The following is a 13,754-nucleotide window of genomic DNA, read 5'->3' on the forward strand; positions in this document are numbered from 1 at the left end:
GATCTGCAAAGCGTTGGACTGGATAACAGTCTCCAGGTCTCGGGCGAAAGCGTTGAGATTTGCCAGCTCATCGTTCATCGCCAGCAACTCGGCGACAAACTCCTCCTCCGTCTTCCCATCCTCCTCGGTCACCACGCCCACGTAGCGCCCGGGATTGAGCGACCAGTCCTGCTCCTTCACCTCGGCCAGCGTGGCCAGCTTGCACAGCCCGGTGACATCCTCGTAGGCGGCGCCGGGGAAGCGCTCCTGCAGCCAGCGCACGTGCTCGAACCAGTATTCGGCGCGGCGCACTTCGCCGTGCAGGGCTTCCAATGCGGCCTTCAGCGCCTTGGTGTCGCGGTCGATACCGCCGCGCTTGCCCTCGGCCTGCGCCGCCTCGGTGAGGCGCTTCTCGTGCTGGCGCACGAGGCGGTCCAGCCGCTTGAGGTCGGCATGCAGCGCCTCGAAGAACGGGTCGCAGTGTTCGCGCAGCGCATGCTGGGCGGTTGCTGACGGCGATCGAGGCATTGGGATCGGCCTTGGCCTGGTAGGCGGCGAAGCGCTTCTGCAGCGGCTTCAAGGCTGCCCATTCCTCCTGCATGGTCGACACAGCCTGCCGGCCCTCGGCGTCGTCCAGCACCGCCAGCAGTTGCTCGGCCAGCGGCGCGATGTGGGCATGGCTTTCGGCCAGCGCGGCGAAGCCGGCGGCGAAGTAGTCGTCCACAGCCTCGATGAATTCGTGGCGGTCGCCCAGGCGCAGCTGGCTGATCAGCGACAGGTTGCGCACCTGCTCGTCGCTGAACTCGCGATGGGCACGGTCGATCTGGGTGAACACGTTGCGCGCGTCGATGAACAGGATGCGCTCATCCGGCTTGGCCTTGTCGAAGAACCACAGCGTGGCCGGCAGGGTGACCGTGTAGAACATGTTGGACGGCAGGGTGAGCATGCCGTAGATCAGGTTGGCCTCGATCAGTGCCCGGCGGATGTCCGCCTCGGAATGGCGGGCGTCGCTGGCCGAGTTGGCCATCACCAGCGCAGCGCGACCGTTGGGTTTGAGCGAGGTGGCGAACAGGTTTATCCACAGGTAGTTGGCGTTGGGCACGGTCTGCTTGCCCTCGTCCGCCTTCTTGACTTTGGTCTTGTTGCGCGGGATGCCGTAGGTGTTGAAGCGGCGGTCGCCCTCCACGCTACCCAGCGACACGTCGTCCACGTTGAACGGCGGATTGGCCATCACGTAGTCGAACGCACCGAAGCTGTGGTGCGGGTCTTCGTAATAGGTGTTGGCCTGCATGATCTCGCCGCGCAGGCCGTTGACCGCCAGGTTCATCTTGGCCAGCTTGACGGTTTCGAGCGTTTTCTCCTGGCCGTAGACGTAGATGTCCGAACCACCCTCGGCCTGGTCGCGCCGGTGCTGCTCGATGAAGTGCGCCGACTGCACGAACATGCCGCCAGAGCCGCAGGCCGGGTCGTAGATGGTGCCGCCGTGCGGCTGCAGGATGCCCACCATCAGCTGCACCACCGAGCGCGGGGTGAAGAACTCGCCGCCGCCCTGTCCCTCGGACATGGCGAACTCGGCGAGGAAATATTCGTAGATCTGGCCGAACAGGTCGCCGTCGGCGTCGGCCGGGATGTCTGCAAAGTTCTTCAGTAACTGGCGCGGGATGCCGCGGTTCTGCTCCGAGCGGGTGAAACGGAAATACTCGTCCTGCGGCAGCACGCCCTGCAGCTCGGGCTTGTAGATCTCGATCGCCAGCATCGCTCCCTTGATCGCCTTGGCGATGTCCTCGCTGTCCGGCAGGTGGAGCAGGTAGTCATAGCGGGCGTGCTCGGGCAGGTAGAAGCCGCAGCGCTCCACCGCGATATCGGCCAGCTTGCGCTCGCTGCGCTTGCCCTTGTGTTTGCTGTACTCGGCGAGGATCGCATCCTCGTGCTTGCGGTAGTTGTTGTCAGCGAACTTGAGGAAGATCAGCCCGAGGACCGGGGTGGAGTACTCGCTGGCCTTGAGGTCGGAGTTGGCGCGCAGGCTGTCGGCCGCGCGCCACAGGTCGGCTTCGAGTTTCTTGAGCTGGTGTTTGGTCATGGGTCGAGCATCGTTCTTTCGGTAGCGCGGGCAGCGAGACCGCCACGCGAAATGGTGTCTTGTATGGTTGCTTGCGTGTCAGCAAGACGCTGGAGCCAGGTATCCATGGTGTGGATCAGGCTGCAGACAGCTGTCGCTTGGGCGCGCGACGCGGCGAACTCGTTACCGTGGGCAAGCTGGTTGCGAAGCCATTCCAATTGGCTGAGGTCCTGCTCAACCTCTTCGGCGGTCAGGTTGCCGAAGCCAAGTGGCTCGCGCAGCTTGCGTATCAGGGTGGCCTTGTCGCAGAACTGCGTGTAGAGGATCGGCGCCATCTGGTTGCCCTCCTCGCGAGCCGATGCCCACTGACGATCAAGCTTCTGCTGTCGCCCTACGGAGAGATGCCGGCGCCAGCTGCCGTCAGCAAATGCGGCTGCGATGACCTCCGCCGTCGACATTTCGAGTTGCGTAATCACGGCGAACAGCGCCGCCCGAACCGGTAGCTGCTGCAGGTCGGACAGGCTCACCAGGCCACTGATGTGCTGGCCGTCGACGATGAATCGAAACGGCGGCTGCCTCGCCTCGCGGGCAAAGTCAAGAATGCTTGCCTCGGCGCCGATCAGCAGCGCTTCGTGGAGCGGCTGGTAGCAGTCGCTGACCAAGCTATGGCCGGGGCCTTCGGCGAGGTCGACCGTGCAGAGCACACCAAGGATTGCCCCCGAGCCGGCATGCCTTACCGGCAGATGGTCGAATTGATTACCCACGTTGCGCGCGAGTACTTCGGCGATCGATTCGTCCAGCCGGCAGGCAGCAAATTCCTCTCGCTTGGTCGCGATCAAGCGCACCGGCAGGCTGGCCTGGTACGCATCCAAGATTCGCTGCGCGCCCTCGTCCGGCATGCCTCCCCCCTTTCCATCAAGGGCGCAAGCATAGCGTCAGCCAGATGCGCCGTCGCTTCGGAGACAACCCGTGAACCGGCCAAAGCAGAGGGAAATGGCGCGCCCGGAGGGATTCGAACCCCCGACCAATGGCTTCGGAAGCCACTACTCTATCCGGCTGAGCTACGGGCGCGTGGTGTTGCGGGGCCGCGTGGATCGGAGCCGATCCTCGGCGGACCGGTAGTATAGCGGAGTTGGGTGGAGAGGTTCATGCCGCCCGCTCGTGCGCCGCGGGGTACCCGGCGGCTGGGTGGGTCCGGGCAGAGCGCGGTATCCGGGCTCTGGCGGACCTTTCCCCAACCCCTCTCCCGAGGGGAGAGGGGCTTTTGTTGCTGGCTCGGGTGGAGCTTGGGGCACGCCTTGGCTCCTCACCCCGACCCTCTCCACGAAGGGAGAGGGAGCTACAAACGTTACAGCGGCTTGATCAGCTCGCCCAGGGTGTCGGGCTTGCTCTTGTCGCGGACCAGGTGCGGGTACTTGAGGCCGTCGTGGTAGTCCACGCGCAGGGTCTTGTACTCGTCGAAGTTCTTCACCAGCAGTTCGATCGGCTGGCTCTTGTCCTTCGCCGCGGCGGTGACCGCGTCCTTGATGGCGTCGCCGGAGAACTCCTTGCCGTTGACCGCCACGATGCTCATGCCGGGCGAGAGGCCGGCCTTGAACGCCGGGCCGTCCCAGAGCACGTCGGCGATCGCGCCATCCTTGCCGAGCGAGACGCCGAGCGAGTAGGTCAGGTCGGTGAAGTGGCGGCGTGATTCGATCGCCTTGACCGCGGCGGAGGGCTTGTCGGTGTAGACCAGTTTCCAGCCGTGCGAGGCGATGCCCCCGATCAGCGGGCCGTGGCCATCCAGGCGCGTGCGCAGGTAGCTCTTCCAGTCATACGGCTGGATGTCGTTGAGCGTCTTGACCACGTCCTCGAAGGTGTAGGTATTGACGCTCCAGTCACCGTTGTTCATGCCGAAGAAGGCACGGGCGAAGTCGTCGATCTTCTTCTTGCCATGCGAGAGCTCGCGCAGCTTGCCGTCGACGTCCAGCCAGATCATCTCGCCGGCCGAGTAGTAGTCCTCGCTGGCCTGGTAGTTGCGGTACGGCAGCGGGCGGCGCTGGGCGATCGGCGGGTCGTTGGTGGTGTCCTGCACGTTGCGCCAGCTGGCCAGGCCGGGGCGGCCCTTGTCGTAGGTGGCGGCGACGAAGGCGAGCATGTCCAGCGTCTGCTCGGTGTTCCACAGACCCGAGCGCGCGGCCATGATCTGGCCCCAGAACTGGGTCTGGCCCTCGTACACCCACAGCAGGGTGTCGCTCATGGGCACGTTGAAGTTGGGCGTGGTCAGATCCGCGCCGCGGCGGTACTTGCCGTCCCAGGAGTGGTTGAACTCGTGCGAGAACAGGTCGCGCGCGTAGACGTTCTTGTCCCACTCGGTGAAGTAGTCGGCCGAGGTGCCGTCCTCGCTGGAGCGATGGTGCTCCAGGCCGTTGCCGCTCATCTTGTCGCTGAGCGAGGTCAGGAAGTCGTAGTGGTTGTAGTGGTGCGCGCCGTAGAGCTTGTACATCTGTTGCACCAGGTTGCGGTGCGCCTTCAGCTGCTCGGGCTTGATCTCCAGGTACTTCGGATCGTCGGCGACGATGTCCATGTGCACCGGCGTCTTGGCGCCCGGATCGAGATCCACGCGCTTGAAGTACTTGCCGGCGTAGATCGGCGAGTCGACCAGCGCGTTGTAGGTCAACGGCTTGTAGTTGACCGTGCTGCCGCTGGTCGAGGCGATTTCCAGCGCCGTACCGGCCTGCCAGCCTGCCGGATAGGTCACGCTGGCCTGCGCCTCGATCTTGCGGATGTTGTAGCCGGCCGGGTACAGCGACACGGTATTCCACTGCAGGTTGAGCATTTCCGGCGTCATCACGACGCGACCCTGCTTGGTGTCCTGCGGCGAGAGGAATTCGAAGTAGGCCTGCACCTCGGTGGCGCCCTGCGGCACGTCGACGTGGAAGGCGTAGACGTTGAGCGGGTCGCGCGTCCACGGCAGCACCTTGCCGTTGGCCTTGATCACCAGGCCGGCGAACTTGTCGATCGGGCCGGTCGGCGAGTGGTTGCCGGGAATCCACTGCGGGTAAAGCAGGGTCAGCGGACCAGGCTGGGCCGGGATGGTTTCGTTGACGCGGAACACGCGATGCGCAAGGTCGGTGGCGTCGACCGAGATCTTCAGCGTGCCGTTGAACGAGGCATCGCCGATCGGCGGCACGTCGGCAAGAACGGGCACGGCGACCAGCGCGAAGCCGGCGGCCAGCAGGGCGGATGCGAGGGGTTGGGTTTTCACGGAAAAGGCTCTCCGGTGGTGGCGCTCGAAGTTCACCAGTTCGTGCCGGGTGCGGCGCAGCGAAGTCGGGGGACATCCGCCGCGCGCCGGTCCTTCGACTCCAGCCCTGCGGGCCTGCGCTCGGGACGAACGGTGAGGGATGGATGGGTTATTTGCGTGGAGCGGTGATTGCGGTCATCAGATCCTTGCCGCCGGCGCGAACCAGGTGCGGATACTTCAGGCCGCCGTGGTAGTCGACCTTGACGGTGCTGTAGACGTCCACGTTCTTGACCAGCAGCTCGATCGGCGCCTTGCCGGTCTTGGCGGCGGCGACGGCGTCCTTCAGCGCATCGGGCGAGAAGTCCTTGCCGTTGACCGCGACGATGGTCAGGCCCGGCACCAGCCCGGCGTCGAACGCGGGTCCGTTCCACTGGACGTCGTAGATGTTGCCGCTCTTGGAGGCGGACAGGCCCAGCGAATAGGCCAGGTTGACGTTGTGGCGCAGCGACTCGGCGGCCTTGGCCTCGGCGTTGGGCGTGTCGGTATAGACGAGCTTCCAGCCACCGCGCTCGATGCCGTGCTCGGGCAGCTGGTCGCCCACATAGTCCAGCCGCGTGCGCAGGAAGGTCTTCCAGTCGTAGGGCTGCACCTGGTTGAGGGTGTTCACCACGTCCTCGAACGTATAGGTCCTGGTGACGTAGCTGCCGTTGTCCATGCCGAAGAAGGCGTGGGCGAAGTCATCCAGCGAGTGCTTGCCGTGCGAGAGCTCGCGGATCTGCGTGTCCACGTCCAGCCACAGCAGCTGGCCTTCCGGATAGAAGTCAGTGCCGCGGCGCCAGTTGCCCCAGCCGTTGCCGCCGAAGTAGGTCAGCGGCGCGGCGTCGGCGGTGTCCTGCAGCGGACGCCAGTCGCGGCCGGTGCGCGCCGACATCGCCGCAGCGATATTGGCCATCGAGTCGCGGTACTGCGCGGCCGTCCACATGCCCGAGCGCGCGGTGAGCACGCCGGACCAGTAGTCGGTCAGGCCCTCGTAGACCCACAGAAGGTCGTCCTCTTCGACCGTGTTGAAGTCCGGCGCCCACAGCTTCGCCGGGCGGCGGAACTTGCCGCACCAGGAGTGCACGTATTCGTGCGGCATCAGGCTGGCCATCAGCGTGTAGGACTTGTCGTCCGTCAGCATGTCGGCTGGCAGGCGGTCGTCGCTGGACTGGTGGTGCTCCAGGCCGAAATGGCCGGTATGGTCGGACAGCGTGAGCAGGAAGTCGTAATGCCCGTAATGGTGCGCGCCGAAGAGCCGGTTGGCCTGCTCGACGAGGTGGCGGTGCTGCTCGAGCTGCTTGTCGGTGAGCTTGACCTGGTCGGCCTCGTCGGCCACCACGTTGAGGTGCACCGGCACGTCGCCCTTGGGAGCGAGGTCCACGCGGTTGAAGTGCTCGCCGGCGATCAGCGGCGAGTCGACGAAGTTGTTGAAGCTGATCGGCTGGAAGACCGTGGTGGCGCCGGCGCGCGACTGCACTTGCATCGCGGTGCCGAACTGCCAGCCCTTGGGCAGCGTCACGGTCGGCTGGATCTGGATCTGCCGCGTGTAGTAGCCGGCCGGGTAGAACGCCACCTGGTTGAATTCCACGTCGACCAGGTTCGGCGTCGACGAGGCGCTGGCGCCAAACAGCCCGCCCTCGCCCGGTGAGAGGAACTGGAACTGGAGCTCCAGCGCGGTGGCGCCCTCGGGCACGGCCAGGTGAAGCGTGTACATGTCGCGCAGGTCGCGGCGCCAGGGCACCCGCTTGCCGTTGGCGGTGATGATCAGACCCGCCAGGTTGTCGATCGGACCGGAGGGCGCGTGCTCGCCGGGGATCCACTGCGGGTAGTACAGGGTCATCGCACCGGGCTTGGCCGGGATGGTCTCGTGCACGCGGAAGATCTTCTTCGGCGCATCGGTGAGGTCCACCTTAAGCGTCAGCATGCCCGGATAGGGCTGGTCGACCGGCGGCGCCTTCTCCGCGAGCGCACCGAACGACAACGCCGCGCCCAGCGCGACCACGAGCAGCTTCGAACGAACATTCTTCACGAGCACTTCCCCTGACGGACGACGGGCGCCTGCGCGCCTCACCTGCCACGCCGGGGCCACGACCGCGACCCGATAACCAACATGACAGTCATCCGATGGTAGGACGAAGGTCACGCCCCTCCCCCTGCCAGAGGTCACGCCGGAACCATGCGCCGGCGTCTGGAAAACGCATGTCAGTCGCGCCCGCCTTCCAGCCGGCTGTGGCGCATGCCGTAGAGGAAATAGATCGCCAGGCCCAGCACCATCCACACCACGAAGCGCCAGATGGTCACCGCCGGCAGGCCGCCGAGGAAATGCAGATGGCCGTTGGCGATCCACGGCCAGCCGATAATCAGCAACAACGAGAACAGCATGCCGGCCGGGGCGACCAGCCACAGCGCCGGGGTGCGGAAGCTGCGCTGCAGGTGGGGCTTGCGCACGCGCAGGATCAGCACCGAAGCGCAGATGACGATGAACGCCGAGAGCGTGCCGATGTTGACCAGTTCGGCCACCTCGCCGATCGGCAGGAAACCGGCGACCAGTGCGGTGAACACGCCCAGGATCATGGTCGGCCGGGCCGGGGTGCCGTACTTCGGATGCACCTGCGAGAACCATTTGGGCAGCAGCCCGTCACGCGAGAGGGCGAACCAGATGCGCGCCGCGCCGAGCATGAAGGCAAACAGCACGCTGGTGATGCCGGCGATCGCCGCCACCGAGATGATGCCGCGTACCCAGTCCAGCCCCAGCGCCTTGAAAGCCGCGTCCACCGGAGCCGGCGAGTTGAGCTGCGCATAGGGCACCATGCCGGTGAGCACCAGCGACACGGCCAGATAAAGCGCCATCGACACCGCCAGCGAGAGCAGCACCGCGCGCGGCAGGTCGCGCTGCGGGTGCCTGGCTTCTTCGGCCGCGGTGGTCAGCGTGTCGTAGCCGAACACGGCGAAGAAAACCACGCTGGAAGCGGCCAGCACGCCGCCCCAGCCGAAGTGGTCCCCATCGGTGCCGTGCACGACCGGCGGGATGAACGGGTGCCAGTTGGCGGTATCGACGAAGAAGGCACCCACGCCGATCACCAGCGCCACGCCGATCACCTTGATCACCACTACCGCAGTGTTGAAGCGCGCGCCCCATTCGGTCCTGACCGTGAGCATCACGGCGATCAGCAGCGAGATCGCCGCCGCGATCACGTTGAACACCTTGCCGTTGCCCGGGTGGGCGGGGTCGTACGCGCCCTGCGCCCAGACCGGCAGCTGCACGTGGAAGAGCTGCTCGATCAACGCCTGCACGTAGCCGGACCAGCCGATCGCCACCACACCCACGATCAGCGCGTATTCGATCAGAAGGTCCCAGCCGATGATCCAGGCGAACAGCTCGCCCAGCACCGCGTAGCCATAGGTATAGGCACTGCCGGTGACCGGGATCAGACCGGAGAATTCGGCATAGGCCAGCGCCGCGCAGGCGCTGCCCAGGCCGGCGACGATGAAGGAGACGATCACCGCGGGGCCGGCGTTGACCGCCGCCTGCTGGCCGGCCAGCACGAACACGCCCACGCCGATGATCGCGCCGATGCCGATCGCCGTGAGTTGCCACAGTCCCAGTACGCGACGGAAATCGCTGGAGCCTCCGGCCTCGGCCTGCAGTTGCTCGACCGACTTGTGGCGCACCAGCCTGGCTAGAAAACCCATCGCGTGTCCCCTTCAGAGCGAGGTCGGATCATAGCGTGGGCTTTGGTGGCGACGGCACTGCCAAGAGGTGGATGCATCTCTGCATGAGCGCGACGGTCCGTACCCTGCACAACGCAAGCGGTGGGTTAACGTGGATCGCGCGTTTGGAACGAAACCGGCGCGAGTTCCGCACCGCGTGCGTTGCCCAGCCATGGCAATGCCAGGGCGGCCAGGCCGAAGGCCAACAGCAGGCCGAAGGCCATCCGCGGATCCAGCTGCGCGATGCCGAACCAGCGGCCCGTCAGCCAGGGCAGCAAGGCAGTGCCCAGCACGCGCACGGCTTCGGCCCATCGTGCGCCGCGGCGTCCTTCCATCAGCGCACCGAGCACGGTGAGGCTGCCGACCAGGTAGGCGGCGTAGCCGAGCAAGGCCGGCAGGCTGGCGCGCGCGCTCAGGCCGAGGAACTGCGTGGTCATGGCCAGCAGCAATGCGAACTGCAGCAGGCTATAGGCGATGAGCGCGTGCGACATGGGTGGGTCGAAGCGCTCGCGGCGCATATCGAAGGCCGGCTTCGGAAAACGCGCCGCCACGTCGGCCGGCCGCCAGCCCGGCGGCTTGAGCCAGACCAGCGCCTTGTCGCGCCAGTGCCGCGCGTGCCACGCGTCCTTCGCCGCCGCCCAGTACACCTCGGCGTTGGCCCACAGCGGGTTCCAGCTGCGCAGCGGCGCGCGGGTGCCGTAAACCGGCCGGTCGGCATCGTCTTCTTCGACGAAGGTGCCGAACAGCCGGTCCCACAGGATCAGGATGCCACCGTAGTTGCGATCCAGGTAGCGCTCGTTCACCGCGTGGTGCACGCGATGGTTGGAGGGCGAGCAGAACACGCGGTCGAACCAGCCCAGCCTCCCGACCTGCTCGGTGTGCACCCAGAACTGGTACAGCAAATCGACCAACGCAACCGGCACGAACACTTCGACCGGGATGCCGGCCAGCGCCATCGGCAGGTAGAACAGCCAGCCCAGCAGCACGCCGCTGCCGGTCTGGCGCAGCGCGGTGGAGAGGTTGTAGTGCTCGCTCTGGTGATGCACCACGTGGGCGGCCCAGAGAATGTTCACCTCGTGCCCGGCGCGGTGCAGCCAGTAGTAGAGGAAGTCGTAGGCGAGCAGCGCGATCACCCAAACGGCGAGGTGGTCGGCGGGCAGTTTCCATAACGCGGCATGCGCGGCCACCCAGGCATAGATGCCGATCGAGAGCAGCTTGGCGAACACGCCCACCACCTGCGAGATCACGCCCAGCCCGATGCTGCTGATCGCATCGCCGGTGCGGTAGGCGGCACGCCCGCGCCAGCGGGCCACCAGCAGCTCCAGGCCGATCAGTACGAAGAACACTGGCGTCGCCCAGCTGATGATCTGTTCCTGCGTATGCATGGCGCGCGCTCCTCCGGCCCCATCGTAGCGCGCGGCAATGCGCGCGTCCGTCGCCGCACAGCCATCGTCCCCGCATGGGATTCCCCCTTGGCAGGACGACCCCTCGGCAAAAAAAACGCCACCCCGGAGGGTGGCGTTCTCGTCCTTCACTACCGAATGAATCAGTAGTCGTAGGACACCGACAGACGCACGTAACGCGGATCTTCGAAGAAGATGCCCTGGCCGTACGTGTTCGACACGGTGTAGCGATCGTTCTCGGAAACCGGATCGATCTGCACCGCCTTCTGCTCGTTCAGCACGTTGAAGACCTGCAGCTGGAAGGCCAGCTTGTGTGCCGCGAACGCCGGAGCGTAGCGCACCGCCAGGTTCAGCTTCTTGGTCCACGGAGTGAAGCCCGTGCTGCCCGGAGGCGTCGGCTGGCCGAAGCACCAGTGGTAGTTGCCACCGTAGGTGCTGGGGTCGCTCTCGTTGGTGCCGTAGTAGCCCAGGCAGGTGGCCGGCGTGCCGGACTGCACCAGCAGGGTGCCGGACAGCAGCCACTCCGGGTTGACCTGGTAGGAGCCACGGACGCGCAGCGAGTGCTTGCGGCTGTTCAGCAGATCACCGTAGGAGTGATCCATCAACTGCCAGGTATCCCAGTCTTCGGTCTTGGAAACGTCGCCCTGGCCGAAGTCCGAACGCACCTGGCCCTCGGTATTGCCGCGGGCGCGGGCGAAGGTGTAGTCGACGCGACCCTGCCACTTGCCGTCGAACGGATGCTCAAGGTACAGGTCGACCGACGTGTACTTGCGCTTCGCGCCACCGTTGGTGTAACCCCAATCGGCCGCGTTCATGGACACATTGGCGTAGCCCATGCCGTCGTTGCGGGCGACCGCGAAGGTGTTCGTCTCGCCCGGGTTGAACAGGCGGCAGTACGGGTTGTAGACCGAGGTCGAGTAATCGTCGACGTTCAGGCCGCTGGCGGTCATCTTGGCCGCCATGGCGTCCGGATCACACTCGTCGTCGATGGCGGTCTGCAGCTGACGATAGGTCAGCTTGGCGCCATACACCCAGTCCGGACCCAGCGTCTTGTCGAAACCGAGGATGTACTCGTCCTGGTACTGCGCCTTCAGGTTGGTCGCCGTGACCTGCTTGGCGTCCTTCGGCTGGCCGTACTCGTTGCCGGAGGACACCGGGCCCGGTGCCGGGCCGCCGTTCACCCCGCCCACCGGGGTCAAACCGGTCGGCACGCCGTTTGCGTCGATGCCGGTGTAGGTGAAGTACTCGGACGTGTAGGTCGAGCGGTTGGCCGCACGTTCCGCCACGTTGTCCGGCAGCGCCAGGTAGTAGCGACCCGCATTGCCGTACACCTTGAAGGTCGAATCACCGTTGACGTCCCAGCTCACGCCCAGGCGGGGTTCCCACTGGTTCTTCTCGTCGACGAAGGCGATGCCCAGGTCGTTGTAGTTGGTGAAGTGGTCGTTGCGGATGCCCAGGTTCAGCTGGACCGTGTCGGTGACGTTCCAGACGTCCTGCAGGTAGTAGGCCTTCTGCGACATCGACATGCTGGTCTGCACATTGTAGATGTAGCGGCGGACGTAGTAGCCGTCACCGCCGGCAGGACCAACGTCGAGCCCCGGCGAGATGTCCTTGGTCGGATCGGACGAGTGGCCATAGATCCAGCCATAGCCCGGGCCGCTCATGGCCTGGCCCTGATGCTGAGCGGCGTAGTTCATGTTGTCGATGCCGACACCCAGCTGATGGTTGCCCAGCTGGTAGGTGAAGTCGGCACGCAGGCCACGGGTGCTGTTACCGGCATCCGTCGCGTAGTGGTAGAACGTGTTGTTGTCGTTGACGATGCCAACGCCATACAGCGGGTTCTGCGACGAAGCGCCGGAGATGTGCGGGTTCTTGCTGTTGTTGGCGTAGACCCACGGATTCTCGAACGTGCCCTTGCCCCAGGTGATGCTGAGGTTGGCGTTGTCGCTGATGTAGCTGGTGTACTTGCCGATCAGGAACTTGGCGTTGTCCTTGGTGACGTCGTTCGGTGCCACGAACGAGCCGACCTGACGCGTGTCGTAGTCGTAGGCGTAGGTCGCGCCGCTGCCGTTGACCGTGTCGCCGCTGGAATTGCTCTGCATGGCGGTCAACTCGAAGACATTGTTGTCGTCGATGTTCCAGTCCAGCTTGCCGTAGAAGTTCTCGGTGTGGTCGCTGTAGTAGATGGCCTTCTGGCTATCGATACTCTGGACGTTGGTGCCCTTGGTCTTGGTGGTTTCCGCCGCCAGGAACACGTACAGCTTGTCCTTGATCAGCGGGCCGCCGACGTAGGCCGAGTAGATCGTTTCCCAGCTCTTGTTGTGGCTGCGGTCGCGGTACAGGGTGCCCTGGAGGTCCGGGTTGTCCACGGCGTAGCCCGCCGGCAGGTTGCCGAAGGTCGGATAGTAGACGTTCTTGCCGCCTTCGTCCCAGAACTTGGGCGACCAGGCGATCTGGCCACCGAAGTGCCACTCGTTGGTGCCGCGCTTGCCGATCTGGTTGATCACGCCGCCGTCGGAGCGGCCGTACTGGGCGCTGTAGCCGCCGGTGTAGGTCTGCTGCTGGTCGATCGCACCGTAGGGCAGCTGGAAACCACCGGTGTTGCGGTACGGCTCGGTCGTGTTGTAGCCGTTGACGTAGTAGGCGTTCTCGGTCACGCCGGCGCCACCGAAGGACACCGCATTGTTGAAATAGCCACTGCCCTGCACGGTGCCCGGTGCGAGCAACGCGATCGATTCGGCACTGCGCCCGACCGGCAGCTTCTGCAGATCGGCAGAGGTGATCACGGTGCTGGAGTTGACGCTGGTGACGTCGATCGCAGGCAGCGCGCTGGCGACGACCTGCACGGCGTTCAGGTTCTGCGCGTCCTTGGCATTGGCCGCGCTGAACGGCACTTCGGTGCCACCGCCGGCCGAGATGCCGACATGGTCCTGCGTGGCCAGCACCTGGCCGTCCTTGCGCAGGCTGACCGTGTACTGGCCGACCGGCAGGCCGTTGATCGCATAACGGCCGCTAGCGTCCACCGCCACTTCACGGTTGGTGCCATTGGCGCCCTGGACCATGACGGTTTCGCCCACGCCAGCCGGCGCGGTACCGAAGATGCTGCCGGTGGTCGACTGCGCGAACGCGACCGTGGCAAAGCCCATGCTCAGGGCAAGAGCCAGGGCCGTCCGGCGAATGGCCGGACGATGGGTAACTTGCAAACGCATGCAATAACTCCCCGAAAAACTTATCGAATTTAGGACTGGGCGACTAGGGTCACCCCGCGGCAACGAGCACAAGCATCCATCCGCATCCGGAATCCGGTCTTTCAGGAGTGCCTGAGAGAAGTCAGCGA

General features: G+C 65.3%; 7 protein-coding genes and 1 tRNA gene. All 8 read right to left on the minus strand.

What is annotated here, in order from left to right; all coding sequences use genetic code 11:
* Window positions 1–67: 67 nt before the first annotated feature.
* The gene (locus BMZ38_RS12695; protein WP_217638752.1) at window positions 68–2,059 is read right to left on the minus strand and encodes a type I restriction-modification system subunit M; all 1,992 of its coding nucleotides are present in this window, start codon (window positions 2,057–2,059) and stop codon (window positions 68–70) included.
* A complete protein-coding gene (locus BMZ38_RS12700; protein ID WP_091338205.1) occupies window positions 2,056–2,937 on the minus strand; it encodes a CBS domain-containing protein in 882 nt (293 codons plus the stop codon). The genes BMZ38_RS12695 and BMZ38_RS12700 overlap by 4 nt, the downstream gene beginning before the upstream one ends.
* Window positions 2,938–3,032: 95 nt before the next feature.
* Window positions 3,033–3,109, minus strand: a tRNA-Arg gene (locus tag BMZ38_RS12705).
* A gap of 277 nt (window positions 3,110–3,386) precedes the next feature.
* Window positions 3,387–5,285, minus strand: coding sequence for a M61 family metallopeptidase (locus BMZ38_RS12710; RefSeq protein WP_091338207.1), 1,899 nt, complete (start codon window positions 5,283–5,285; stop codon window positions 3,387–3,389).
* A 148-nt stretch (window positions 5,286–5,433) separates the two neighbouring features.
* A complete protein-coding gene (locus BMZ38_RS12715; RefSeq protein WP_091338211.1) occupies window positions 5,434–7,338 on the minus strand; it encodes a M61 family metallopeptidase in 1,905 nt (634 codons plus the stop codon).
* A 167-nt stretch (window positions 7,339–7,505) separates the two neighbouring features.
* On the minus strand, window positions 7,506–8,996 hold the full coding sequence (locus BMZ38_RS12720; protein ID WP_091338215.1) for an amino acid permease: 1,491 nt from the start codon (window positions 8,994–8,996) through the stop codon (window positions 7,506–7,508).
* Window positions 8,997–9,121: 125 nt separating this feature from the next.
* Entirely contained in the window at window positions 9,122–10,399 is a 1,278-nt protein-coding gene (locus tag BMZ38_RS12725; RefSeq protein ID WP_091338219.1) for a sterol desaturase family protein, read from the minus strand.
* 161 nt (window positions 10,400–10,560) lie between these two features.
* Complete coding sequence (locus tag BMZ38_RS12730) at window positions 10,561–13,626, minus strand: TonB-dependent receptor (RefSeq protein ID WP_245747281.1); 3,066 nt, start codon at window positions 13,624–13,626, stop codon at window positions 10,561–10,563.
* Window positions 13,627–13,754: the final 128 nt, after the last annotated feature.

It is taken from the genome of Frateuria terrea (genome assembly GCF_900115705.1).
Classification (GTDB): Bacteria; Pseudomonadota; Gammaproteobacteria; order Xanthomonadales; family Rhodanobacteraceae; genus Frateuria_A; species Frateuria_A terrea.